This is a genomic window from Pseudomonas sp. P20 (genome assembly GCF_016463925.1).
Lineage (GTDB): Bacteria > Pseudomonadota > Gammaproteobacteria > Pseudomonadales > Pseudomonadaceae > Pseudomonas > Pseudomonas aeruginosa.
The window spans coordinates 166,055-190,768 of record NZ_JAEMVM010000010.1 but is presented as its reverse complement, the minus strand read 5'-3'; the positions used below and the strand labels follow the sequence as shown (position 1 = coordinate 190,768).

At 68.4% G+C, this 24,714-nt stretch carries 23 protein-coding genes; 13 read left to right on the top strand and 10 right to left on the bottom strand.

What is annotated here, in order from left to right; all coding sequences use genetic code 11:
• Positions 1–31: 31 nt before the first annotated feature.
• Positions 32–916 (top strand): LysR family transcriptional regulator, encoded by an 885-nt coding sequence (locus tag JHD77_RS15420; RefSeq protein WP_003158600.1) that lies wholly within the window; start codon positions 32–34, stop codon positions 914–916.
• On the opposite strand, the gene JHD77_RS15415 is transcribed toward JHD77_RS15420, so the two are convergent.
• A complete protein-coding gene (locus JHD77_RS15415) occupies positions 889–1,842 on the bottom strand; it encodes a LysR family transcriptional regulator (RefSeq protein ID WP_003085661.1) in 954 nt (317 codons plus the stop codon). The two genes, JHD77_RS15420 and JHD77_RS15415, sit on opposite strands and share 28 nt — an antisense overlap.
• A gap of 220 nt (positions 1,843–2,062) precedes the next feature.
• On the opposite strand from JHD77_RS15415, the gene JHD77_RS15410 reads away from it, so the two are divergent.
• From JHD77_RS15410 to JHD77_RS15385, 6 genes are all read left to right on the top strand, one after another.
• Entirely contained in the window at positions 2,063–2,497 is a 435-nt protein-coding gene (locus tag JHD77_RS15410; protein WP_003158601.1) for a RidA family protein, read from the top strand.
• Positions 2,494–3,741, top strand: coding sequence for an aminotransferase class V-fold PLP-dependent enzyme (locus JHD77_RS15405; RefSeq protein WP_031756389.1), 1,248 nt, complete (start codon positions 2,494–2,496; stop codon positions 3,739–3,741). The genes JHD77_RS15410 and JHD77_RS15405 overlap by 4 nt, the downstream gene beginning before the upstream one ends.
• 288 nt (positions 3,742–4,029) lie before the next feature.
• Positions 4,030–5,325 (top strand): 3-keto-5-aminohexanoate cleavage protein, encoded by a 1,296-nt coding sequence (locus JHD77_RS15400; RefSeq protein ID WP_031756388.1) that lies wholly within the window; start codon positions 4,030–4,032, stop codon positions 5,323–5,325.
• Positions 5,322–6,569 (top strand): MFS transporter, encoded by a 1,248-nt coding sequence (locus JHD77_RS15395; protein WP_003085654.1) that lies wholly within the window; start codon positions 5,322–5,324, stop codon positions 6,567–6,569. The genes JHD77_RS15400 and JHD77_RS15395 overlap by 4 nt, the downstream gene beginning before the upstream one ends.
• A 30-nt stretch (positions 6,570–6,599) precedes the next feature.
• Entirely contained in the window at positions 6,600–7,301 is a 702-nt protein-coding gene (locus JHD77_RS15390) for a haloacid dehalogenase type II (protein ID WP_003085652.1), read from the top strand.
• A gap of 106 nt (positions 7,302–7,407) precedes the next feature.
• Positions 7,408–8,724 carry an Nramp family divalent metal transporter gene (locus tag JHD77_RS15385; protein ID WP_003106624.1) on the top strand — a complete coding sequence of 439 codons (1,317 nt, stop codon included), beginning with the start codon at positions 7,408–7,410 and terminating at the stop codon, positions 8,722–8,724.
• A gap of 51 nt (positions 8,725–8,775) precedes the next feature.
• Here the strand turns inward: JHD77_RS15385 and JHD77_RS15380 are convergent, their stop codons facing one another.
• The 3 genes from JHD77_RS15380 to JHD77_RS15370 form a co-directional block, all read right to left on the bottom strand.
• Entirely contained in the window at positions 8,776–9,222 is a 447-nt protein-coding gene (locus JHD77_RS15380; RefSeq protein WP_031756387.1) for an SRPBCC family protein, read from the bottom strand.
• A 68-nt stretch (positions 9,223–9,290) separates the two neighbouring features.
• A complete protein-coding gene (gene ampDh3, locus JHD77_RS15375) occupies positions 9,291–10,058 on the bottom strand; it encodes an N-acetylmuramoyl-L-alanine amidase AmpDh3 (protein WP_003106625.1) in 768 nt (255 codons plus the stop codon).
• A gap of 626 nt (positions 10,059–10,684) precedes the next feature.
• Complete coding sequence (locus JHD77_RS15370) at positions 10,685–11,080, bottom strand: DoxX family protein (RefSeq protein WP_003106627.1); 396 nt, start codon at positions 11,078–11,080, stop codon at positions 10,685–10,687.
• A 560-nt stretch (positions 11,081–11,640) separates the two neighbouring features.
• Between JHD77_RS15370 and JHD77_RS15365 the strand changes: the two genes are divergently transcribed.
• Positions 11,641–11,868, top strand: coding sequence for a hypothetical protein (locus JHD77_RS15365; protein WP_003085644.1), 228 nt, complete (start codon positions 11,641–11,643; stop codon positions 11,866–11,868).
• Positions 11,869–12,077: 209 nt separating this feature from the next.
• Here the strand turns inward: JHD77_RS15365 and JHD77_RS15360 are convergent, their stop codons facing one another.
• The 5 genes from JHD77_RS15360 to JHD77_RS15340 form a co-directional block, all read right to left on the bottom strand.
• Entirely contained in the window at positions 12,078–12,899 is an 822-nt protein-coding gene (locus JHD77_RS15360) for an aldo/keto reductase (RefSeq protein WP_003109743.1), read from the bottom strand.
• A gap of 31 nt (positions 12,900–12,930) precedes the next feature.
• Positions 12,931–13,371 (bottom strand): VOC family protein, encoded by a 441-nt coding sequence (locus JHD77_RS15355; RefSeq protein ID WP_003085641.1) that lies wholly within the window; start codon positions 13,369–13,371, stop codon positions 12,931–12,933.
• A gap of 85 nt (positions 13,372–13,456) precedes the next feature.
• Positions 13,457–13,780 carry a DUF3325 domain-containing protein gene (locus tag JHD77_RS15350; protein WP_003103035.1) on the bottom strand — a complete coding sequence of 108 codons (324 nt, stop codon included), beginning with the start codon at positions 13,778–13,780 and terminating at the stop codon, positions 13,457–13,459.
• Positions 13,780–15,300, bottom strand: a complete 1,521-nt coding sequence (locus JHD77_RS15345) for a PepSY-associated TM helix domain-containing protein (protein WP_003103038.1) — start codon at positions 15,298–15,300, stop codon at positions 13,780–13,782. The genes JHD77_RS15350 and JHD77_RS15345 overlap by 1 nt, the downstream gene beginning before the upstream one ends.
• Positions 15,297–15,593 carry a DUF3649 domain-containing protein gene (locus JHD77_RS15340; protein WP_003085639.1) on the bottom strand — a complete coding sequence of 99 codons (297 nt, stop codon included), beginning with the start codon at positions 15,591–15,593 and terminating at the stop codon, positions 15,297–15,299. Before JHD77_RS15340 ends, JHD77_RS15345 begins: the two co-directional genes overlap by 4 nt.
• A 655-nt stretch (positions 15,594–16,248) precedes the next feature.
• Here JHD77_RS15340 and JHD77_RS15335 point away from each other — a divergent pair.
• Positions 16,249–18,240 carry a DEAD/DEAH box helicase gene (locus tag JHD77_RS15335; protein ID WP_003118645.1) on the top strand — a complete coding sequence of 664 codons (1,992 nt, stop codon included), beginning with the start codon at positions 16,249–16,251 and terminating at the stop codon, positions 18,238–18,240.
• A 13-nt stretch (positions 18,241–18,253) separates the two neighbouring features.
• Here the strand turns inward: JHD77_RS15335 and JHD77_RS15330 are convergent, their stop codons facing one another.
• Entirely contained in the window at positions 18,254–18,904 is a 651-nt protein-coding gene (locus JHD77_RS15330; RefSeq protein WP_003118644.1) for a class I SAM-dependent methyltransferase, read from the bottom strand.
• Positions 18,905–19,021: 117 nt separating this feature from the next.
• On the opposite strand from JHD77_RS15330, the gene JHD77_RS15325 reads away from it, so the two are divergent.
• From JHD77_RS15325 to acnD, 4 genes are all read left to right on the top strand, one after another.
• Complete coding sequence (locus tag JHD77_RS15325; RefSeq protein ID WP_003085635.1) at positions 19,022–19,744, top strand: GntR family transcriptional regulator; 723 nt, start codon at positions 19,022–19,024, stop codon at positions 19,742–19,744.
• A gap of 10 nt (positions 19,745–19,754) precedes the next feature.
• Positions 19,755–20,651: a methylisocitrate lyase gene (prpB, locus tag JHD77_RS15320; protein ID WP_003103044.1), complete on the top strand. Its 897-nt coding sequence runs from the start codon at positions 19,755–19,757 to the stop codon at positions 20,649–20,651.
• Between the two features lie 92 nt (positions 20,652–20,743).
• A complete protein-coding gene (gene prpC / locus JHD77_RS15315) occupies positions 20,744–21,871 on the top strand; it encodes a bifunctional 2-methylcitrate synthase/citrate synthase (protein WP_003103050.1) in 1,128 nt (375 codons plus the stop codon).
• Positions 21,872–22,001: 130 nt separating this feature from the next.
• Positions 22,002–24,608: a Fe/S-dependent 2-methylisocitrate dehydratase AcnD gene (gene acnD / locus JHD77_RS15310; protein ID WP_031756382.1), complete on the top strand. Its 2,607-nt coding sequence runs from the start codon at positions 22,002–22,004 to the stop codon at positions 24,606–24,608.
• Positions 24,609–24,714 lie beyond the last annotated feature (106 nt).

Below are 24,714 nucleotides of genomic sequence, written 5' to 3'. Positions count from 1 at the left end.
TCGCCTGAGCAACACTTTTTTCGAGGCTTGGATGATCCGCGAACTCCGCACCCTGGTCGCCGTGGCACGCCGGGGCTCCTTCGCCGCGGCGGGGGAACAGGTGGGGCTGACGCAGTCGGCGGTGAGCGCGCAGATCCGCGCGCTGGAACGCAGCGTCGGCGTCGAGTTGTTCCAGCGCACGCCGCGCGCGGCGCACCTGAACGAGGCCGGGCGGCAGGCGGTGCGTACGGCCGAGCAGATCCTCGCGCTGTTCGACGGCATCGGCCAGGGCGACAGCCCGCGCGGACGCCTGCGCATCGGTGCGGTGAACACGGCGCAGACCGGGCTGCTGCCGGAGGTGCTCAAGCGCCTCGCCGAACAGGCGCCACACATCGAGCCGCAGGTGGTGCCGGGCGTCTCGCTGCACCTGCTGGACCAGGTGGACGCCGCCGAACTGGACCTGGCGATCCTCATCCGCCCGCCGTTCAACCTGCCGCGCGGGCTCTCCGCGCAACGGGTCGAGCGCCAGCCGTTCGTGCTGATCGCGCCGCCGCAATGCACTGCGACGGATGCGCTGGAATTGCTGCGCACGCAACCGTTCATCCGCTACGACCATATGTCCTTCGGCGGTCGCCTGGTGGGCGATTTCCTCGAGGCGCAACAGCTCAGGCCACGCCTGGTGATGGAGCTGGATGAGATCGACGCGATCGCGCGGATGGTGGAGAACGGTCTCGGCGTGGCGCTGCTGCCCCGGGCCGGGCTGTGGCTACGCGAGCCGGCGCGGGTACGGGTGATCGAACTGGGCGCGCTGGAATTCCAGCGCGAGCTGGTGATGGTCAGCCGCAGCGGTTCGGCGCAGGACGACCTGGTCGGTGAATTCCGCCGCGCCCTGCTGGCCGAGACGGCGGCTCAGGAGGCCGCGCCGACCACCGCGTAGCGCGGCGCCGGGCGCGCCAGCTCGCCGAGGAAGGTCCACAGGCGTTCGGCCTCGCCGGGTAGCGGCAGGCGGCGACGGATCAGGGTGTAGCGCAGCGGCACGTCGAAGCGCTGGCCGCCGGCGCGCACCAGGCGACGGCTGGCGAGGTCCTCGCGGACCAGGGTATGCGGCAGCCAGGCGACGCCCAGGCGCGACTGGGCGAAGAAGCGCAGCCCCTCGGTCTGGCTGGAGCTGTGATGGCGCTGGAGGAACAGGCCGCTGTCGCGCAGCAGCGGTTCCAGGGCCCAACCCAGGTGGCATTCCTCGGAGTAGCCGAGGAACGACAGCGCTTCGGTCTGCAGGCGGTCGAGATTGAACAGCGGCTGGCCGGCGGCGTCCGGCGCGCAGACCGCCACCAGTTGTTCGTGGCCAAGCTCCAGGCGCTGGAACTCGGCTTCGCTGTCGATGCCCAGGCGGCGCGACACCGCCTCGCCTTCGTCGAGCAACGCCACCACGTAGTCCACCGAGCCGTCGCGCAGGCGCGACAGGCATTGCGGCAGGTAATCGCAGTCGACGCTGAACTTGGCGCTGCGGAAGTCCGCCTGCAGGCGCGGAATCCAGTGCGGGAAGAACACCGAGGAGAGGATGTGCGGGGCGCAGAAACGAATGCGCCGCTGGGCGTCTTCGTCGCGCTCGCGGATCGACTGGCGCAGGTTGTCCAGGGCGCGCACCGCGTCCTGCGCCACGCCTTGCAACTGGCGGCCGGCCTCGGTCAGTTCGAGGGCGTGCTTGTGGCGCTCGAACACCGGCGCGCCGAGCCACTGTTCCAGGGTCTGGATACGCCGGCTGAGCCCGGACACGGAGACATGGCACTCCTGCGCCGCACGGCTGAAGCTCTTGATCCGACAGAGGACGAGGAAGTCCTTGAGCATCACCAGGTCGATCATCGTTGCGCGTTCCTCAACGGTCGGGCGTTTTCAGTCTACTTCGCGCGGCGGTGCCTGTTGCAAGGCTAAAGTTCGGTTTGTTTTGCCGATTTGGCAAGCAGCTCGTCGACTCCCGCAAAACAGACCGGGAAAAGCGGCCCACAGTAGTGAGGTCGCGCTTTTCCAGCCATCGACCCGCCCGAGCATCGTGGCCGGGCGGGTCCGCCACGAGGACAGGACCATGCAGACATCCCCCGCTCCGGCCATCGTCGCCGGCGGCGCCTACCAGCCGGTGGTGCTCCACGCCGGCATCGCCTACGTCAGCGGCCAGTTGCCGCGCCAGCACGGCGAGCTGCGCTGGACCGGCAAGGTCGGCAGCGAACTCGACCTGGAACAGGCCCGCCAGGCCGCCCGGCTCTGCGCGGCGCGCTGCCTGCTGGCGCTGGAGGAGGCGCTGGGCGGCCTGCAACGGGTCGAGCGGCTGCTCAAGGTGACCGGCTACGTCGCCAGCGCGGCGGGTTTCGTCCAGCAGCCGGCGGTGATCGATGCCGCCAGCGAATATTTCGACGAGGTGCTCGGCGCGCGCGGCGGCCACGCCCGCGCCGCCGTCGGCGTGGCCGAGCTGCCGCGCGGCGCCGCGGTGGAGGTGGAACTGATCGCGGCGGTGCGGCCATGAGCGCGCTCTTCCCCGCCGGCCCCGACGCCTTCGGTGCCGACGAACTGCTGCGCCTGCGCCGCGAGACCCCGGCCTGGGGCAGCTACGCGCACTTCGCCCATGGCTCCGCCAGCCTGCCGCCGCAGGTGCTCTACGACGCCCTCGACAGCTGGCTGGAAGCCGAGCGGCGCTGGGGCGTGCAGCGCGCCGCCGAGCATTTCGCCGAGCCCTTGCTGGCGGTCCGCGACAGCGTCGCGCGAGTGCTCGGCACCCAGCCACGGCACATCGCCCTGCTCGACTGCGCCAGCCGCGCATGGTCGGTGGCCTTTGCCGCGGCCCTGGCCGCCCATCCACGGATACGGGCGATCAGCAGCTTCGACGAATACGGTTCCAACAGCCTGTGCCTGCTCGCCGCGCGCCAGCAGCGCGGGCTGGAGCTGCGCCTGATCGACGCGCGCGGCGACGCCGCACAGCTGTTGCAACGGCTCGACGAGCAGTTGCACGACCTCGCCCCCGGCCAGACGCCGCTGCTGTCGCTCAGCGCGGTGCCCACCGGGCATGGCGCGGCTACCGCGCTGGAGGGCGTGGCCGAGCGCATCCGCGCCCATGGCGGGCTGTTGTTCCTCGATGCCAGCCATGCGGTCGGCCAGTTGCCGCTGGCGGTGGAGGCGATCGGCTGCGACGTGCTGGTGTTCCCGCCACGCAAGTGGCTGCGCGGGCCGAAGGGACTCGGCGTGCTCTATCTCGGCGAACGCGCCCTGGAGCGCCTGGCCCTACCCGACGGGCTGGACGTCGGCGGCGCGCAATGGAGTGACGCCTTCGCCTTGCAGGCACGGGATGACGCGCGGCGCTTCGAATGCTCGGAGTTCAACCCGGGGCTGCGCCTGGCGCTCAAGGCCAGTTGCGACTACCTGTTGCAGACCGACGTCCGGCGCATCGCCCGGCGCAACCGCCAGTTGCGCGAACGCATCGCCCAGCAGCTCTACCGCCGGCTCGGCTGGACGCCGCTGGAACAAGGGCCGCACGCCAGCGCGTTGATGACCTACGCGGCCCCCGAACTGAGCGGCGAGCAATGGTTGAAGCGCCTCCACGCGCGCGGCGTGAACGCCTCCTACATCGGCCCGCAGTATGCCCGCTGGGCGCTGCGCGAGCAGGCGCTACCGGGGGTACTGCGCCTGACTCCGCACTACCTGACCGACGACAGCGAGATCGAGCGCCTCGGCGAGGCCCTGGAGGATTGCCTGCGACAGCGCGCCGCCAGTTGAGCGACCTTGCGCGAATGGCAACATTGCGCCGCCGTGCCGGCGGTTGGCGCAACGCCGGGCGATTTGCGCAAGGTCTTTGTGCCGGCGGCAACGAGCGTTGCCGAATGCGCCGCGCACGGCCGCCGCCATGCGGTTTAAATCCCTCTCGTAGAACAACGCATAACGATCCCGCCAGCGACATCTTTCACCTGCCTGAGACACCGACGACTTTCGACGCCCTGGGCAGCCTTTCGGTCCGCCGCGGACCGCTCCGCCCTCAATGGAATGATGAATGGAGGAAAGACGACCATGACCGGATCCCGGAAAACCCTGATTCTCGGATGCGCCTCCACCGGCGCCAAGTTCACCCCGCGCAACCACGCCGCCACCGGCGACCGCCTGCTCGACAGCATCTGCACCGGCGCCACCATCCGCACCGCCCCCGGCGAACTGCTGGACGAAGCGCGCCAGCTCTACGAGATGGGTTGCCGCTACTACCACTATCACGCGCGCAACCCGCTGACCCAGGAACAGACCACCGACAACGACATCTACCAGGCGGTCAGCCGCGCCCTGCAGAACCGCTTCCCCGACCTGATGTTGAGCTTCGGCGCCAGCCGCAACGGCAGCGAGGTGCAGGAGAACATCCGCCGCTTCGGCGAGTGGGAGCGGGTCAGCCACTGCGCCATCCCGCTGCACCTGGGCGGTGCGCACTTCGTGACGATCCAGGCGGCCATCGAATTGCAGGTGATCTGCGAGCTGGAGAAGCAAAGGCGCAAGCTCGACCTCGACTATGCCTCCAGCCCGGCCTTCCTCGCCGACCTGCGCGACTACCAGCCGTCGACGGCGCTGGAAAAGGCCGAGTTGCAGACCCACTCCACCAGCAAGGGCGCCGACTACGGGGTGACCTCGCCGATGACCCAGTTCCAGGTCTACCGCAACGGCATCCAGGCGCGCCAGAAGCTCGGTCTGTTCCACGAGGTGGAGTGGGTGCAGCACGTGCGCAGCTACGCCATGACCCGTTTCGCCGTGGAGCACCCGCGCCTGCGCCTGGGTGGTTCCGGCCAGTTGAACGTGATCCTGCTGTTCGGCTTCTCGCCACGCCTGCCGTTCCCGGAGACCTACCAGCAGTTCCGCGCGGTGATCGAGAGCGCCAAGAGCCTGGAGTACGACATCGGCGAACCCGGGGTGCGCAAGCGCAAGGTCAGCATCACGGTCGGCGCGGCGGTGATGCCGCAGCATGCCGCGCAGCACTTCCGGCCGCTCGACGTCGGCCCTCGCGCCGGCACCCCGCTCTGCGCGCTACGCCGGCTGGCCGCCTATGCCGCGCAGGCGGACAGCCAGGTCGACGTGCTGCGGGTCGGCATGGAGGACACGCCCTACGCGGTGGACGATGACGGCCAGGTGACGCTCAGCGACAACTGCCAGTTGCTGCGCCAGGCTCTCGACGAACTGCGCGCCAACGGCGCCGAGGCCGAGCTCGACGGCGAACGGATCTTCCAGCGCATGGGCATGGAACGCACCCTCGGCGAATACCTGTCGCTGCAGCGCCTGCATCCGCTCGGCGAAGCCAACTTCACCCTCGCACGGGAGTTCGTCCAGTGACCGCCGCCCTCGCCGCGAACCCGACCCAGCGCTACCGCTGGGTCATCCTGCTGATCGCCACCTTCGCCCAGGCCTGCGCCTGCTTCTTCGTCCAGGGCATCGGCGCGATCGCCGTGTTCATCCAGAACGACCTGCAACTCTCGTCGCTACAGATCGGCCTGCTGGTGTCGGCGGCGCAGCTGGTGCCGATCGTCGGCCTGCTGGTGGCCGGCGAGCTGCTCGACCGCTACTCCGAGCGGCTGGTGGTCGGCCTCGGCACGCTGATCGTCGCGCTGGCCCTCTGCGCCTCGCTGTGGGCCACCGACTACCTGACCATCCTGCTGTTCCTGGTGGTCGTCGGCGCCGGCTACAGCACGGCGCAGCCGGGCGGCAGCAAGTCGGTGTCACGCTGGTTCGCCAAGACCCAGCTGGGCTTCGCCATGGGCATCCGCCAGGCCGGGCTGCCGCTGGGCGGCGCGCTGTCCGCCGCGCTGCTGCCGTACCTGGCGGGGATCTACGGCTGGCGCAGCGCATTCCTCGCCGGCGGCCTGGTAGCGTTCCTCGGCGCGCTGGCCTTCATGCTCTTCTACCGCACCCCGCCGGACGCCCCCGCGCCCGGCGCGAACCCCGCCGAACGCGACCTGGGCGCGGTGGTGAAGTCGCGGCTGGCGATGATCACCGATCCAGCGATGAAGAACATCGTCTGTTCCGGGGTGGCGCTGATCTCGGTGCAGTACGGCATCCTGGTGTTCACCGTGCTCTACCTGCACGAGACCCTGGAGATCGGCATCGGCATGGCCGCGACCCTGCTGTTCGTCGCCCAGGGCAGCGGCGTCGCCGGGCGCATCCTGCTGGCCGCCTGGAGCGACCGCTGCCGCGCCGGGCGCTACTTCCCGGTGATGGTCTGCCTCGGCGCGGTGATCCTCGGCCTGCTGGCGCTGGTCCTGCTGCCCCTGCAATCGCCGTTGGGGATGGGCCTGGTAGTGGCCTGGCTGGGCTTCTTCGGCTTCGGCTGGTACGGTCCCTGGGTGGCCTATGTGGCGGATACCGCGCCGGTCGGCAAGACCGGCTTCGCCCTCGGCCTGGCGATGGCCATCAACCAGTTGGCGATCGTTCTCGCGCCGCCGGCGCTGGGGCTGCTCAAGGACTTCAGCCACAGCTTCGTCCCCGGCTGGCTGGCGCTCTGCCTGATGGCGGCGGTAGCCCTTGTGGTCACCGCCTGGAGCGGCCGCGGCCTGCCCACCGCGCTGCCACAGAAGCACTGAAGCGATGACGGCCACGGCCGAGGAGGCACGATGCGCGCGATCCTGTTCGATGTGTTCGGTACCCTGGTGGACTGGCGTTCCAGCCTGATCGAGCAGTTCCAGGCGTTGGAGCGCGAACTCGGCGGGACCCTGCCCTGCGTGGAACTGACCGACCGCTGGCGCCAGCAATACAAGCCGGCGATGGACCGGGTACGCAACGGCCAGGCGCCCTGGCAGCACCTCGATCAGTTGCACCGGCAGAGTCTCGAGGCCCTGGCCGGAGAGTTCGGCCTGGCGCTGGACGAGGCCCTGCTGCAACGCATCACTGGCTTCTGGCACCGCCTGCGGCCGTGGCCGGACACGCTCGCCGGGATGCACGCGCTGAAGGCCGACTACTGGCTCGCCGCGCTGAGCAACGGCAACACCGCGCTGATGCTCGACGTCGCGCGGCACGCCGGGCTGCCCTGGGACATGCTGCTGTGCGCCGACCTGTTCGGCCACTACAAGCCCGACCCGCAGGTCTACCTCGGCGCCTGCCGCCTGCTCGACCTGCCGCCGCAGGAGGTGATGCTCTGCGCGGCGCACAACTACGACCTCAAGGCCGCGCGCGCCCTCGGCCTGAAGACCGCGTTCATCGCCCGGCCGCTGGAATACGGCCCCGGCCAGTCCCAGGACCTCGCCGCCGAGCAGGACTGGGACCTGATCGCCAGCGACCTGCCGGACCTGCACCGGCAACTGGCGGCCTCGGCCTGACCGACTTCCTACTTCCTGCCCCCTGAACCGCTCGCCCAACCCGCGCGCCACGGCGCGCCGGGAAAGGCGCGCGCAGCGCCGGCACGCGTCCGGCAGGAGCTTCGTCATGTCCGCGAAGGATACCCCGGCCCCCCAGGCCGCCGAGCCCGGTCGCGCCCAGCCGGTCGAAGTCCCCGGCGGCGGCCACTGGTGGCGCCGCCTGCTGGCCTTCGCCGGCCCCGGCTACCTGGTCGCGGTGGGCTACATGGACCCGGGCAACTGGGCCACCGACGTCGCCGGCGGCGCGCAACTGGGCTACCTGCTGCTCTCGGTAATCCTGCTCTCCAGCCTGATGGCGATGCTGCTGCAGGCGCTGTCCGCGCGCCTGGGCATCGCCAGCGGCCTGGACCTGGCCCAGGCCTGCCGCGAACGCTACTCGCCGAGCACCTGCCGCCTGCTGTGGCTGGCCTGCGAGACGGCGATCATCGCCTGCGACCTGGCCGAGGTGATCGGCACCGCCATCGCCCTGAAGCTGCTGTTCGGCCTGCCGCTGGCCTGGGGCGCCTTGCTCTGCGTGGGCGACGCGCTGCTGGTGCTGGTCCTGATCGGACGTGGCCAGCGGCCGCTGGAGGCCTTCGTGGTGGCGTTGCTGACACTGATCTTCGCCTGCTTCGCGGTACAGTTGCTGCTCTCGCGTCCCGAACTCGGCGAGGTGCTCCAAGGGTTCTTGCCGAGCCCGCGGGTGCTCAGCGACCCGGCTGCCCTGTACCTGGCGATCGGCATCGTCGGCGCGACCGTCATGCCGCACAACCTCTACCTGCATTCCTCGCTGGTGCAGAGCCGCGCCTACCCGCGCAGCCTTGCCGGCAAGCGCCAGGCGCTGCGCTGGGCGGTGGCCGACAGCAGCCTGGCGCTGACCCTGGCGCTGCTGGTCAACGCGGCGATCCTGATCGTCGCCGCCAGCGTGTTCCACCGCAACGGGCACACCGAGGTGGTCGATATCGAGCAGGCCCACGCGCTGCTCTCGCCATTGCTCGGCCTGGAACTCGCCTCGCTGCTGTTCGCCGTGGCGCTGCTCGCGTCCGGCCTCAACTCGACGGTCACCACCACCCTGGCCGGGCAGATCGTCATGGAGGGCTTCCTCCGCCTGCGCCTGGCGCCCTGGGCGCGGCGCCTGCTGACCCGTGGCGTCGCAGTGCTGCCGGTGCTGCTGGTGACCCTGCTCTACGGCGAGGACGGCACCGCGCGGCTGCTGATCTTCAGCCAGGTGATCCTGTCGATGCAGTTGCCGCTGGCAGTGATCCCGCTACTACAGTTCGTTTCCGACCGGCGCCTGATGGGCCCGCTGGCGATCGGCGCCGGGACCCGGTGGCTGGCCTGGGCGGTAGCGCTGGCGATCGTCGGCCTGAACCTGCAACTGCTGGCCGACTTCGCGTTCGGCTGAGCATTGCCTGAGGGCACGCTGCGCGGTGCGGGACGCGCACTCAGGCAATGCTCAGCCATCGAGACCGCGGGGAAAACGGTCGGCCACCAGGTTCAAGGCGATGCCATGCTCCAGGGTGAAACCTTCGGTGGCGTCGACCACCCGCGGGATGACCTCTTCCGGGGTGCCGACGAAACCGCTGTTGCGGATGCTGACGAAGGTCCCGGCGCCGGGCAGTTCCTCGAACAGCCACTCCACCTGGGAAGGGTTGCTGTCGCCATTCGGCCATTCGATGAGGATGCGGCGGTTCGTCTGCAGGTCCTTCACTTCGATTTCCTGGGAAACCCCGTACATGTCCCAGTGCCAGCGCAGCCGTTTCCCGGCTTCGAGGCGGGCATCGCCGCGGCTGAACCAGAACCTGGCGGTGATGGCCGGATCGACGAAGGCTTCGAAGACCTCGGCGATGGGGCGGCGGATCAGCATTTCCGCCTTGGCGACGACCTGTGCGACGGCAGTCATGGCAAGTCCTCCATGGGGGTGGGCAAGGAAGCGGCCGCCGCATCGGGCGGCCGCTCGTGGCTAGTGGCTCAGGCCGGGTATTTCTCGTTCAGAGCGTAGAGGATCGCCGCCGTCTCCACATCCAGCGCGCCGTCGTAGTTCTCCGGGCGGAAATGCATCTGGAAAGCGCGCAGCAGGCTGGTGAAGTAGGCATCGTCGACCGTCGCCGGCAGCGCATAGCCGTACAGGCGGAACGCCTCCAGCAGGTCGGCGCGCGGCGGCAGGCCGTCGCGCTCGAAGCCTTCGCGATAGCGATCGCGGGTGGCGTCGTCGTACCAGGCGCCGATACCGGCCTCGTAGAGTTCCTTCCAGGGCAGCTTCGGACCCGGGTCGGACTTGCGCCCGACGGCGATGTCGGAGTGGCCGACCACGTTCTTCGGGGTCATGTCCGGGTAGCGCTGCAGGATGTTCTTCGCCAGTTGCTTGAGTGCGTTGATCTGCGAGCGCTCGTAGTCGGGGAAGGTGAACACGCCGTCGTCGTCGCGGGCGAGGTTGACGATCTCGATGCCGATGGAGGTGTCGTTGAGGTTGTCGCGGCGCGCCCAGCCGCTGACGCCGGCGTGCCAGGCGCGGTCTTCCTCGGCGACCAGGTTGAAGATGCGCTGGCCCTTGAAGCCGGCGGCCTTGTAGCTGGGGTCGTGCGGCGCTGGGATCAGGTAGTGGGCGCTGGCGGCGCCGGTGGTCAGCGCCTTGACCGAGGCGGCGAAGTCGAGCGCGGTGTAGTGCAGCACCAGGAAGCGCACGCGTTTGCCGTAGGGGGTAGTGGTGCGATAGCTGTTGTAGTCGATGGTCAGCATGGTTTTCACCTTTTTTCGGATGATGGAAAGCCTCCGGCCACAGGCTCGCCTGTAGCTAGGGACGTCGATGCAGCGATGAGGTTCAGGGGCCGGCCGAGGAAACGCGGGCCCCGGCTAAACCGGAAGGAAGAAGACCGGGCATAAAAAAGCCCGGCACGCGGCCGGGCAAAAGGGATACACCAAAGGCAAGCCCCAGCGAACTGGGGGTGCGGGGGCTCACCGAGGCCACTGAACGATGGCGTTATGACAGCACCCGGCACAACCGAACTTTAAGTTGGCCGGACGCCGTGCGGGCGCACCCCAGAGCCTTTCGCACCGGTCGCCGCCCGCTGCGTCCGGTTGCGCGGCGGGCAGAAACGACGAAGCCCGGCGCTGGGGCCGGGCTTCGAGGGCGACCACGGGAAACGTGATCATGGGAAAAAACTACCGCGAGCGTCCCGCCGCGTGCAACACCGTTCGTCCGTTGGCCGCTCTACTTTGCACTTCTTCACAAAGTTCACCAATAGCCATACAGACCCTCGACAGAGTGACTACTACTCTATCCACGCCAGGTCCGATTGCTCCTCCATCTCCTGGCATTCCCGGCCACTGTCCACCCCCGCACAGTGGCTTTTTTTCGCCTGCGCCTAGCGTCGTGCCAGCGGCGCCTCGTCCCGCGCCAGCATCAGCGCCAGGATGCAGCCGAGGAGGAACGCCTGCAGCGCCAGGCGAGCGGCCAGCAGCGTCGGCGGGAAGGATGGGAACAGGTCGGGGTGCTGCCACATGTAGAGGTTGGCCGGGGTCACGCAGAGGGTCAGGATGAACAGCCCGCACGCCGCCAGCCGGCGCCATGCCGGCACCAGCAGGGCGGCGGCGCCGAGCAGTTCGAAGACCCCGCTGACCCACACCGCCGCCAGCGGCCAGGGCACGTAGGGCGGGACGATGCCGACGAAGAAATCGGTGAAGACGAAATGGCCCAGCCCACCCAGCAGGAACCAGGCGGACACGAAGGCCACGAGCAGCGTGCGAGCGGGCGACGGCATGGATAACCTCGGCGCGGCGATGGAACGGCAATCCTGCCACGCGCCGCCGACGCCAGGCCCATAACCTTTGCCCGGTTGGCAGGCGTCCGCCGAAACAAATGCTCAAACATTCCCGCCGCCGGGGCGACATCTGCTCAAAAAATGTCCTGGCCTTTCTTCGTCGAAAGACATACAATCCGGGACTGCGTACCAAACTGAAAGTCAATCAGGCTTTACCCCACGACCGGGCCCACAGATGAAAAGGGCTCTACCATCGGGGTTACAGCCTTCCGATGGTTCTTCGGTCGCCACTCTTCTGAAGCAATCCCCTGCCATGCAGGGCCGATGGGAAGACCGGCGTCCCGCAATACCACCCGCAGATTGATCAGGATCCTGGCCTGGAAACTTTCCTGCCAATCGATCCTCTGATTAGTACCTGAACTGCCAGCTTGCTCTTTTCGAAAAAAGCCGGCATAACCAGTACGTTCCCCCGACACAAAGCTTTCTTGGCACTGTCACGGAGCGGGAACATTTGCAATATACGCTGCTCCATAAGCGTGAAAGTAAAGGAACATAAGAATATGTCTATTCAACATCGTACTCAGGATGCAATTCGCACCCTAACCGCCGCATTTGCGCCGTTCGACTGCCTGATCCAGGCAACTCGTAAAGGAAACTTCAGTTTCACCATCGTTGACCAGCATGGCGTGGCCTGCCACAGCGAGCGCCTGTATCCGGAGCAGTACGACGACTCCGGCAAAATGGAAGAAGTGATCAATCGAGTTCGCAAGAAAACACTGGCTGCCTGAATCATGCAAGCATCAGCGCGAATGCAAGGAAAAGCCCCGTCCCCGACGGGGCTTTTTTGTGGGACAGCGAAAAGTACAGGTTAAGTTGAAGAAAGTTCCCACGCAGGAAATAAATATTTACTTATTCCTTTTTAAATATTTCCTCGCCAACTTCGTCATATTCCCGCGGCCAGGGGAAACAAGCGCAGGCCGTTTCTCCCGTACTCCACTCAGACGATCGCCAGGTTTCGCTTGCGGGTAGGCGGCGGAAACGCCTGGTCGAGCGCCCGCAGGTCATCGGCGCTCAGTTCCAGGTCGGCCGCCGCTGCATTCTGGCGGATGTGAGCGGACGTCACCGCCTTCGGGATCGCGATCACCCCCTGCTCCAGTAGCCAGGCCAGGGCGACCTGGGCGCTGCTGGCGTCGTGGCGCGCGGCGATCTCGCCGAGCGCCGGGTGCCGTAGCAGCCTGCCGCCCTGCCCCACCGGACAGTAGGCCATCACCGGCATGCCGCGCTCCTGGCACCAGGGCAGCAGGTCGTATTCGATACCGCGTTCCTCCAGGTTGTACATCACCTGGTTGGCGGCACAGGCGCTGCCGTCCAGTTCGTACATGTCGCCCAGGTCGAAGTTGGACACGCCCCAGCGCAGGATCTTGCCCTGGTCGCGCAACCGCTCGAAGGCTTCGATGGTTTCCTCCAGCGGATACCGGCCCTGCCAGTGCAGCAGGTAGAGGTCGATGGTTTCGCAACCGAGCCGGCGCAGGCTGCGCTCGCAGGCCGCCGGCAGACCCTTGCGGCTGGCGTTGTGCGGGTAGACCTTGCTGACCAGGAAGACCTCTTCGCGGCGTCCCGCGATAGCCGCGCCGACCACGTCTTCGGCGCCGCCCTCGGCGTACATCTCGGCGGTATCGATCAGCGTCATCCCCAGTTCGATGCCTTCGCGCAGCGCCGCGACCTCGCGCTTGCGTTCTCCGGGCTGCTCGCCGATATGCCAGGTACCCTGGCCGATGGCGGCGACCTCCTGGCCATCGATCAGCGTGAGCGTTTTCATGCAGCGTCTCCTGTGGTGAATGGACGGGGCCTCATGCCCAGGGATCATAGCTGCCGAAGCTCCAGACGTGGCCCTCCGGATCGCGGCAAGTGAAGCCGCGACCGCCGTAGTCCTCGTCCTTGATGTCGATGACGATCTCGGCGCCGGCGGCCTGGGCGCTGCGGAACAGGGCGTCGGGATCGGCGACCACCAGGTAGAGGCTCTGGGTATTGCCGCCGGCTTCGTCGACGTGCCGCATCAGCCGACCGTAGGCGTTGTCGCGGACGCTCGAACCGAGCATCAGCATGCCGTTGGCGCCGTTCGGGCTGGCGTAGGTCAACTCGGCGTGGAGCACCTGTCCGTCCTCGCCGGGCACCACCAGCTTGCGCTGGAAGCCAAAGGTCCGGCACAGCCAGTCGATGGCGGCCGGCGCATCGCGGTAACGCAGGCAGGGAATGACGCTAGCGACGGTGTTGCTGGCGGGCGTGTGCATGGCGCATACCTCCGGGGGAAAGCACGACCACCAGCATAGACGCTGGACCGGGTCGCCCCCGAGGCACGGATGGGCGGCGCGCCCTTCAGCGCAGCAGCGCCAGCACCCCGCCGAGCAACGGCACTCCGGCGGCGCAAGGCAATGCCCAGCGTGGCCGCCAGGCGAGCAGCAGGACTAGCGTGCCGGCCGCCAGCATCAGCAGGCAGGACCAGAAGACGATGCCGATCTCCACGCCCTGCCGGTGGATCGAGAAGGCCAGTGCCAGGCCCAGGTCGAGCAGCGCCACGCCGCGTAGCAGAAGCACCCGGGAAGCCGACGGCTCGTGGCCGAGGAGGTTCTTGTGGTGGCGGTTCATGGCCAGGCAGAGAGCGGTGAAAGCCAGCAGGTTGAGGCCGAAGACCAGCAGCATCAGGCCACCTCCTGGACGTTCAGGCGTCGCCGGACGGGCTTGCTCGACGCTTGCCGACGTCGCCAACCTAGCCAGGCGCAGAGCAGGCCGAGGCCCAGCAGGCTGAGGTCGACGCCGGCCAGCACCCAGTCGCCGCGCTGCAGGCTGGCCAACAGGTTGCCTTCCGGGCTACGCAGCAGGCCGAGCAGCGGCAGGCCCAGCGCCAGCACGGCGGCGAGGCGCAGTTGCGTGCGACCGAGGGTCCCGCTGTTGCGGCGGACGATGGCCCACAGCGCGACCAGCGCCCAACTGGCGCAAAACACGCGGATCTCCCAGGTGTCGCGGCCGGCCAGTTGCGTCGGCAGCAGGCGGTTGCCCCACAGCAGCGCCAGGCTGGCCAGCGGCAGGCCGCCGCAGACCGCCAGGTTCAGCGCCCGCACCAGACCAACGCCACGACTGCCGCGGACCTCGCGCTTGGCCAGCCAGACCTGCAACCCGCCGAAGATCATCATCGCCCCGGACAGCCCGAGCAACAGGTACATCCAGCGCACCAACTGGCCACCCCACTGGATCATGTGCAGGCCGGTCAGCCAGCCGTAGGTGGCGTAGCCGGGCGCATAGGACGGCTGGGCATGCAGCAGTTCGCCGCTGGAGGCATCGAAGTTGACCGTGCGCTGGTCGTCGAGGATGCGCGAGGCGTCGCGCCGGCGGATGTCCACGGTGGCCGCCTCGTCATAGGGATGGTGGACGCTGATCCAGCCCGGCGCGCCGCCGTCGCCCCAGACCTTGCCGGCCTCGACGATCAGGCCGTCTATGGACGCCGGCGGCCCCGCCGGGCGGCCGACTTCCTCGCGTTCGTAGGAGCCCTGCACTTCATGGAAGAAGCGCTCGCCATCGTTCTGGTAGACCACCTGCAGGCCCGCCTGCATGTAGTAGACGATGAAGATCACCAGGCCGGTGTAGGCGATCATCAGGTGGAACGGCAGGCCGATCACCCCCAGCACGTTGTGCGCGTCGAGCCAGGCGCGCTGCCGCGCCGCCTGCGGGCGCAGGGTGAAGAAGTCCTTGAAGATCCGCCGGTGCACGATGGTCCCGCTGACCAGCGCCACCAGCATCAGCATCCCGGCGATGCCGACGATGTACAGGCCGACCATGCCGGCGTGCAGGTCGTAGTGCAGGGTGAAGAAGAACTCGCCGCCGACTGTCTTCGGCAGCGGCTGGCCGCTCACCGCGTCCAGCTGGAAGACCTTGAACTCGCTGCCGTCGCGTGGCTCCCAGCCGGCGTTCCAGTAGGGCGCCCGCTCGCTCGGCGGCAGCATCCACCAGGCATGGGCATCGGGGGCGCGCTGGCGCAACCAGTCGCGCACCTGGTCGGCGCCCAGCGACTGCGCGCCGGGCAGGTGCAGGTCCGGCTGCATCCAGCGGGTCAGCTCCTTGTCGAAGCTGGCCAGGCTGCCGGCGAAGACGATGACGAACAGCAGCCAGCTGACCAGCAGCCCCGACCAGGTATGCAGGCCGGACATCGATTGACGCAGGTTCATGGACGCGCTCCGTAGTCGAGGCCGAGCCAGGCCAGGCCGCCCAGCGCCAGGCTGGCCAGCGCCAGCACCCAGCAGGCGCGCCAGGCGCTGCGCGCGGCGAAGGCGTAGACGATGGCCGCGACCCACACGGCGAAGCAGCCGAGGCTGCCGAACGAGACCCGGTCGGGACGCGGCAGCGGCAGGTAGATGCTCAGGCAGGCGGTGACCGCATAGGCCAGCGCGTAGCCAAGCAGGACCGCGACGAGGATGCGGCCGGTGACGGACAGTCCGCCGGCCAGGGCCTGGCTGGTCATGGGGCGGCGTCCCGGGTGGAAACAGGGCCTTGCATCGTCGCTACCTCGTCTGGCTGGCACGGCGACGCCGCGCTCGCGGGTGGCGAGGCGGTCGTCGATTCGGAAGGTTTGCGACTGTATCTCAATTACGTTCGCATTTGTACTTGCTCCAGACGACCGCCAGGTCGCGTCGCGCCAGGGATTGCCGGGGTCCGACGAGTGCGGGTCGTATCCCGTCGCATTCGTCCGCCGCGCCATACGTCCATCTCCGCTCTGCGCAAGCGCGCCGAGCTTGGTAATATCGGCTGTTTGCGGTTTCGGCTGGTTTCGCCGAAGGACATACCGGATGACTTCACCCTCCGCCCCAGACACCCAGCTCAGCCTGGCCATCGACCCGGCCCGGCCGTATGCGCGGCTGACCCTCGGCAGCCACGTGCACAGCGGCTACGACCTGCGCAGCGGACGCATGCAGAGCATTTCCCGGCACCGTGCGGCGCTGGCCTTCATCTATGCCGGCGAGGCGGTTTCCGGGCGTCCCGGCAGCGAGCCACGGGAGGCCCAGCGGCGTATCGAACGGCGTCCGGCGCACGAGCAGGAATACCGCGAGACCCTGCGCCGCCTCGGCTTCAAGCCGGCGACCCGGCGCAGCGACGCGCTCGAGGAGAGCGCCGGCGAGATGTTCGAACTGCCCGGCGACAACGCCTGGCTGCACTTCATGCAGGACGACCTGCCGCGCCTGCGCCAGCAGGGCTGGTTCATCGACATCCGCGCCGACTTCGCCTACGACCTGACGCCCATCGACGCCTGGTACGCCGAGGTCGAGGAAGCCGACGACCGCCAGTGGTTCGAGCTGGAACTGGGCATCCAGGTCGCCGGCCAGCGGGTCAGCCTGCTGCCGGCGCTGACCGAGCTGATCCGCCGCAGTCCGGCCCTGCTCGATCCGCGCGCCCTCGCCCGGCACGCCGACGAAGAGCAACTGGTGCTGCGCCTGGAACTCAACCCGCCGCTGCGCGTGGCGCTGCCCTTCGGCCGCCTGAAGCCGGTGCTGGCGGCGCTTTCCGACTTCTACCTGGGCGACCCCGAACCGCAGCGCAAGCTGCGCCTGGGCGCACCGGACGCGGCGCGCCTGGCCGATCTCGACGAGTTGCCGCTGGCCTGGGAAGGCGGCGACAACCTGCGCGACTTCGCCCGCCGCCTACGCAGTTTCCAGGCTCGTCCGGCGACCCCGCCGCAAGGCCTGCGCGCCGAACTGCGGCCCTACCAGCTCGAAGGCCTGAGCTGGATGCAGACCCTGCGCGAACTCGACAGCGGCGGCGTGCTGGCCGACGACATGGGGCTGGGCAAGACCTTGCAGTCGCTGGCCCACGTGCTCCTGGAAAAGCAGGCCGGGCGGCTCGACACGCCGGCGCTGGTGGTGATGCCCACCAGCCTGATCCCCAACTGGCTGGACGAGGCCGAGCGCTTCGCCCCCGATCTGCGCGTGCTGGCCCTGCACGGCGCCGGCCGGCGCCGCGACTTCGCCCGCATCGACGAGCACGACCTGGTGCTGACCACCTATGCCCTGCTACCACGCGACGCCGCCGAGCTGGGCAAGCGGCGGTTCCACCTGCTGATCCTCGACGAGGCGCAGAACATCAAGAACGCCACCACCAAGGCCGCCGTCGCCGCCCGCGAGCTGGCGGCACGGCATCGCCTGTGCCTGACCGGCACGCCGCTGGAGAACCACCTCGGCGAACTCTGGTCGCTGTTCCATTTCCTGATGCCCGGCTGGCTCGGCGACGCCCGCCAGTTCGCCCAGGACTACCGCACGCCGATCGAGAAGCACGGCGACGAGGCACGCCTCAGTCACCTGGCCGCGCGCCTGCGGCCGTTCCTGCTGCGACGGACCAAGGAACAGGTGGCCTCGGAACTGCCGCCGAAGAGCGAGTTCACCCAGTTCGTCGAACTCAGCGAGGCGCAACGCGAACTCTACGAGACCGTGCGCCTGGCGCTGGACCGCAAGGTCCGCGAGGAGATCGCCCGGCGCGGCCTGGCGCGCAGCCGCATCGTGATCCTCGAGGCGCTGCTCAAGCTGCGCCAGGTCTGCTGCGACACGCGCCTGCTGCAACGCCAGGAAGACGGCGCGCGCAGCGGCCGGGCGCTCAGCTCGGGCAAGCTGGCCTACCTGCTCGACATGCTCGACGAACTGATCGCCGAGGGTCGCCGGGTCCTGCTGTTCTCGCAGTTCACCTCGATGCTCGCGCTGATCGAGGACGCCCTGCGCCAGCGCGGCGTCGACTACGTCCTGCTGACCGGCGAGACCCGCGACCGCCGCGCCCCGGTACAGCGCTTCCAGAGCGGCAAGGTGCCGGTGTTCCTGATCAGCTTGAAGGCAGGCGGGGTCGGCCTCAACCTGACCGCGGCGGACACCGTGATCCACTACGATCCCTGGTGGAACCCGGCGGTGGAGAACCAGGCCAGCGACCGCGCCTACCGCATCGGCCAGGACAAGCCGGTGTTCGTCTACCGGCTGATCGCCCGCGGCACGGTGGAAGAGAAGATCCAGCACCTGCAGCAGGAAAAGGCCGCCCTCGCCGACGGCCTGTTCAGCGAAGGCAACGGCGACGGCTGGAAGCTCGACGAGGCCGATATCGACGCGCTGTTCGCGCCCTTGCCCAAGGCGCTCTGAGGGCCGCCCGGATTCAGCGCGCGACGCCGCGGTAGACGTAGGTCATCGGCCGCGGCCCGGGCAGGTAGCCCTGTTCCAGCTCGTCGATGCGAAAGCCGGCCTCGCGCAGCAAGGCCGGCATGTCGCGGTCCAGGTGGCAACCGCCGGCCAGCGGTTTCCACCAGGGCGTCAGGCGCCGTTGCCAGGCCAGCACCGAGGCGTCCGGCGCGCGCCCGTGCTCGCAGAACAGCAATTCGCCGCCACGCTTCAGCACCCGACGCATCTCGCCCAGCGCCGGCAGCGGCGCGGCGATGGAGCAAAGGGTGAAAGTGCAGACGATGGTGTCGAAGCTTTCCGCCTCGGCGCGGATCTCGCCAAGCTCGAGGGCGACCATTTCCACCGGGATGCCGATTTGCGCCGCGCGCTCGCGGGCCAGCGCCTGCATTTGCGCGGCCGGGTCGACGCCGACGATCGCCGACACCTTCGCCGCGTCGTAGAAGCCCAGGTTGAGCCCGGTGCCCAGACCGATCTCCAGCACCCGCCCATGGGCGCGCGGCACCAGCAGCGAACGCTGCTTCATCACGTCGCCCATGCCGCAGGCGAAGTCGATCAGGCGCGGCAACACGTAACGGTCATAGATGCCCACGAAACTCTCTCCTGGCACAGCGGCTGGAGGGGAAAGCATAGACCAGCGATGCATTAGACGATTGTCGACAATCAAGCGACGAATGATTGACCCCACGCAATCCAGGCGGTAGCTTTCGCAAACATTGTCGACACATCGACCCGGACAGCCAGTACCATGACCCAGAACCCGCCCCCTCTCGAGATTGCCCATGACGACGGAGAGACCTTGTCGGAACACGTCTTCCGCAAGATCCAGAGCGCCATCGTCAGCGGCGAGATCGCGCCGGGCAGCAAGATCTCCGAGCCGGAGCTGGCGCGCACCTACGGCATCAGCCGCGGCCCGCTGCGCGAGGCGATCCACCGCCTGGAAGGCCTGCGCCTGCTGGTGCGGGTGCCGCATGTCGGGGCGCGGGTGGTGTCGCTGAGCCACGCCGAGCTGATCGAGCTCTACGAGATCCGCGAGTCCCTGGAAGGCATGGCCTGCCGACTGGCCGCCGAGCGCATGAGCCAGGCCGAGATCGACGAGTTGCGCCGGGTGCTCGACACCCACGAGCGCGACGAGGCGTTCCAGGCCGGGCGCGGCTATTACCAGCAGGAAGGCGACTACGACTTCCACTACCGGATCATCCAGGGCAGCGGCAACGCCACTCTCACCCGCATGCTCTGCGGCGAGCTCTACCAACTGGTGCGGATGTACCGCATCCAGTACTCGACCACGCCGAACCGGCCGCGCCAGGCCTTCGCCGAACACCACCGCATTCTCGACGCCATCGCCGACCGTGACGGCGAACTGGCCGAGCTGCTGATGCGCCGCCACATCAGTGCGTCGCGCCGCAATATCGAGCGCCAGCTGGAACCCCAGCCGGCGAAGCTCGCCTCCGCTTCCTCCACCGTCTAAGAGGTCCGTGATGAGCCAGACGTCCCTTACCCCCGGCCAGCGCTTCCGCGAAGCCGTGGCCACCGAACACCCGCTGCAGGTGGTCGGCACCATCAACGCCAACCACGCCCTGCTGGCCAAGCGCGCCGGCTTCAAGGCCATCTACCTGTCCGGCGGCGGCGTCGCCGCCGGTTCCCTGGGCCTGCCGGACCTGGGTATCAGCGGCCTCGACGACGTGCTCACCGACGTGCGCCGGATCACCGACGTCTGCGACCTGCCGCTGCTGGTGGACGTCGACACCGGCTTCGGCTCCTCGGCGTTCAACGTCGCCCGCACGGTGAAGTCGATGATCAAGTTCGGCGCCGCCGCGATGCATATCGAGGACCAGGTCGGCGCCAAGCGCTGCGGCCATAGGCCGAACAAGGAGATCGTCTCGCAGCAGGAGATGGTCGACCGCATCAAGGCCGCCGTCGATGCCCGCAGCGACGACTCCTTCGTGATCATGGCGCGCACCGACGCGCTGGCCGTGGAAGGCCTGCAGGCCGCCATCGACCGCGCCTGCGCCTGTGTCGAGGCCGGTGCCGACATGATCTTCCCGGAAGCCATGACCGAACTGGCCATGTACAAGGAATTCGCCGCCGCGGTGAAGGTGCCGGTGCTGGCCAACATCACCGAGTTCGGCGCCACCCCGCTGTTCACCACCGACGAACTGGCCTCCGCCGACGTGTCCCTGGTGCTCTACCCGCTGTCGGCCTTCCGCGCCATGAACAAGGCGGCGGAGAACGTCTACACCGCGATCCGTCGCGACGGCACCCAGAAGAATGTGATCGATACCATGCAGACCCGCATGGAGCTGTACGATCGCATCGATTACCACAGCTTCGAGCAGAAGCTCGACGCGCTCTTCGCGCAGAAGAAGAACGCCTGAACATCGAGCCCGGCGTGCGCCTGAGCGCCGGTCCGCGAACCCCGTGAAACCGAGTTGCAGCATCCAGAAAAAGTTCAAGAAAGGAGAGAGCAATGGCTGAAGCAAAAGTACTGAGTGGCGCCGGCCTGCGTGGCCAGGTGGCCGGTCAGACAGCCCTGTCCACCGTCGGCCAGGAAGGCGCCGGCCTGACCTACCGTGGCTACGACGTCCGCGACCTGGCGGCGGCGGCGATCTTCGAGGAAGTCGCCTACCTGCTGCTCTACGGCGAACTGCCGAACAAGCAACAGCTCGACGCCTACCTGAAGAAGCTCCAGGGCCAGCGCGACCTGCCGCAGGCGCTGAAGGAAGTTCTCGAACGGATTCCCAAGGACGCCCACCCGATGGACGTGATGCGCACTGGCGCCTCGGTCCTCGGCACCCTGGAACCGGAGCTGAGCTTCGACCAGCAGCGCGACGTCGCCGACCGCCTGCTCGCCGCCTTCCCGGCGATCATGACCTACTGGTACCGCTTCACCCACGAAGGCCAGCGCATCGACTGCAACAGCGACGAGCCGACCATCGGCGGGCACTTCCTCGCCCTGCTCCACGGCAAGAAGCCCAGCGAGCTGCACGTGAAGGTGATGAACGTCTCGCTGATCCTCTACGCCGAGCATGAGTTCAACGCATCCACCTTCACCGCGCGGGTTTGCGCCTCGACCCTGTCCGACCTCTACTCCTGCGTCACCGGCGCCATCGGCTCGCTGCGCGGCCCGCTGCACGGCGGCGCCAACGAGGCGGCGATGGAACTGATCGAACGCTTCTCTTCGCCGCAGGAAGCCACCGCCGAGCTGCTGAAGATGCTCGAGCGCAAGGACAAGATCATGGGCTTCGGGCATGCCATCTACAAGGATTCCGACCCACGCAACGAAGTGATCAAGGGTTGGTCGAAGCAGCTCGCCGACGAGGTCGGCGACAAGGTCCTGTTCGCGGTTTCCGAGGCCATCGACAAGACCATGTGGGAGCAGAAGAAGCTGTTCCCCAACGCCGACTTCTACCACGCCTCGGCGTATCACTTCATGGGCATCCCGACCAAGCTGTTCACGCCGATCTTCGTCTGCTCGCGGACCAGCGGCTGGACCGCCCACGTCTTCGAACAGCGCGCCAACAACCGCATCATCCGCCCGAGCGCCGAGTACACCGGCGTCGAGCAGCGCGCGTTCGTGCCGCTGGAGCAACGCTGATCCACGCCGTCCGGCGCGCCGAACGCGAGCGCGCCGGACGGTTGCCGCACCCAGAATTCGAAAGGCCGGCGTGGGCTGCGCCACGGCGCGAGCGACACGCTTCCGAACACCCCGTGATTGAGTCCGAGCCATGAACAGCGCACACCGCAAACCGCTCCCCGGCACCCGCCTGGACTACTTCGACGCCCGCGAGGCGGTCGAGGCGATCCAGCCCGGCGCCTACGCCAAGCTGCCCTATACCTCCCGCGTGCTCGCCGAGAACCTGGTGCGCCGCTGCGACCCGGCGACCCTGGAGGCTTCGCTGCGCCAACTGGTCGAGCGCAAGCGCGACCTCGACTTCCCCTGGTACCCGGCGCGGGTGGTCTGCCATGACATCCTCGGGCAGACCGCGCTGGTCGACCTCGCCGGCCTGCGCGACGCCATCGCCGACAAGGGCGGCGACCCGGCCCAGGTCAACCCGGTGGTGCCGGTGCAACTGATCGTCGACCACTCGCTGGCGGTGGAATGCGGCGGCTACGACCCCGAGGCCTTCGCCAAGAACCGCGCCATCGAGGACCGCCGCAACGAGGACCGCTTCCACTTCATCGACTGGACCAAGCAGGCCTTCCGCAACGTCGACGTGATCCCGCCGGGCAACGGCATCATGCACCAGATCAACCTGGAGAAAATGTCGCCGGTGATCCAGGCGCGCGACGGCGTGGCCTTCCCCGATACCTGCGTGGGCACCGACAGCCATACCCCGCACGTCGACGCCCTGGGCGTGATCGCCATCGGCGTCGGCGGCCTGGAAGCGGAAAACGTGATGCTCGGCCGCGCCTCCTGGATGCGCCTGCCGGACATCGTCGGCGTCGAGCTGAGCGGCCGTCGCCAGCCGGGCATCACCGCCACCGACGTGGTGCTGGCCCTGACCGAGTTCCTGCGCAAGCAGAAGGTGGTCGGCGCCTACCTGGAGTTCTACGGCGAAGGCGCCTCCAGCCTGACCCTCGGCGACCGCGCGACCATCTCCAACATGGCTCCGGAATACGGCGCCACCGCGGCGATGTTCGCCATCGACCAGCAGACCATCGACTACCTGCGCCTCACCGGCCGCGACGACGAGCAGGTCGCCCTGGTGGAGGCCTATGCGCGCACCGCCGGGCTCTGGGCCGACAGCCTGGTCGACGCCGAGTACGAGCGGGTACTGAAGTTCGACCTGTCCAGCGTGGTGCGCAACATGGCCGGCCCGTCCAATCCGCACGCCAGGGTCGCCACCAGCGAACTGGCGGCGAAAGGCATCGCCGGCAACCTCGAGCGGGCCCGCGCCGAGGAAGCCGAGGGCCTGATGCCGGACGGCGCGGTGATCATCGCCGCGATCACCAGTTGCACCAACACCAGCAACCCGCGCAACGTGATCGCCGCCGGCCTGCTGGCGCGCAACGCCGACCGCCTCGGCCTGGTCCGCAAGCCATGGGTGAAGACCTCGCTGGCACCCGGCTCCAAGGTGGTCACCGAATACCTGCGCGAAGCCGGCCTGCTGCCGCACCTGGAAGCCCTCGGCTTCGGCGTGGTGGCCTACGCCTGCACGTCTTGCAACGGCATGTCCGGCGCCCTCGACCCGGCGATCCAGCAGGAGATCGTCGAGCGCGACCTGTACGCCACCGCGGTGCTCTCCGGCAACCGCAACTTCGACGGGCGCATCCACCCCTACGCCAAGCAGGCCTTCCTCGCCTCGCCGCCGCTGGTGGTGGCCTACGCCATCGCCGGGACCATCCGCTTCGACATCGAGCGTGACGTGCTCGGCGTGGTGGACGGCAAGGAGATCAGCCTGAAGGACCTCTGGCCGAGCGACGAAGAGATCGACGCGGTGGTCAGGGCGGCGGTGAAGCCCGAGCAGTTCCGCCAGGTCTACATCCCGATGTTCGACATCACCCACGGCGAGCGCGAGAAGGTCGACCCGCTCTACGCCTGGCGCCCGACGAGCACCTACATCCGCCGCCCGCCGTACTGGGAAGGCGCCCTCGCCGGCGAACGCACCCTGCGCGGCATGCGCCCGCTGGCGGTGCTGCCGGACAACATCACCACCGACCACCTGTCGCCGTCCAACGCGATCCTCGCCGACAGCGCAGCGGGCGAATACCTGGCGAAAATGGGCCTGCCCGAGGAGGACTTCAACTCCTACGCCACCCACCGCGGCGACCACCTCACCGCACAACGCGCGACCTTCGCCAACCCGAAGCTGTTCAACGAGATGGTGCGCAACGCCGACGGCAGCGTGAAGCAGGGTTCGCTGGCGCGGGTCGAGCCGGAAGGCAAGGTGATGCGCATGTGGGAAGCCATCGAGACCTACATGGAGCGCAAGCAGCCGCTGATCATCGTCGCCGGCGCCGACTACGGGCAGGGTTCTTCGCGCGACTGGGCAGCCAAGGGCGTGCGCCTGGCCGGGGTGGAGGCGATCGTCGCCGAGGGCTTCGAGCGCATCCACCGCACCAACCTGATCGGCATGGGCGTGCTGCCGCTGGAGTTCAAGCCGGGTACCACCCGCCTGACCCTGGGGATCGACGGCAGCGAGACCTTCGACGTGCTCGGCGCTCGCCGGCCGCGCGCCGACCTGACCCTGGTCATCCACCGGCGCGACGGGGAGCGGCTCGAAGTGCCGGTGACCTGCCGCCTGGACAGCGACGAGGAAGTCTCCATCTACGAAGCCGGCGGCGTACTGCAACGCTTCGCCCAGGACTTCCTGGAGGCGGCCGGCGCCTGATGGCGCCGGCGAAACACCCTGGTAGGACGGACGACGCGTAGCGTCATCCGCCGACGACCGGCAGCGGCTGTCGAACGCAGCCGCTGCCCCTGAATTCGATTGCCGA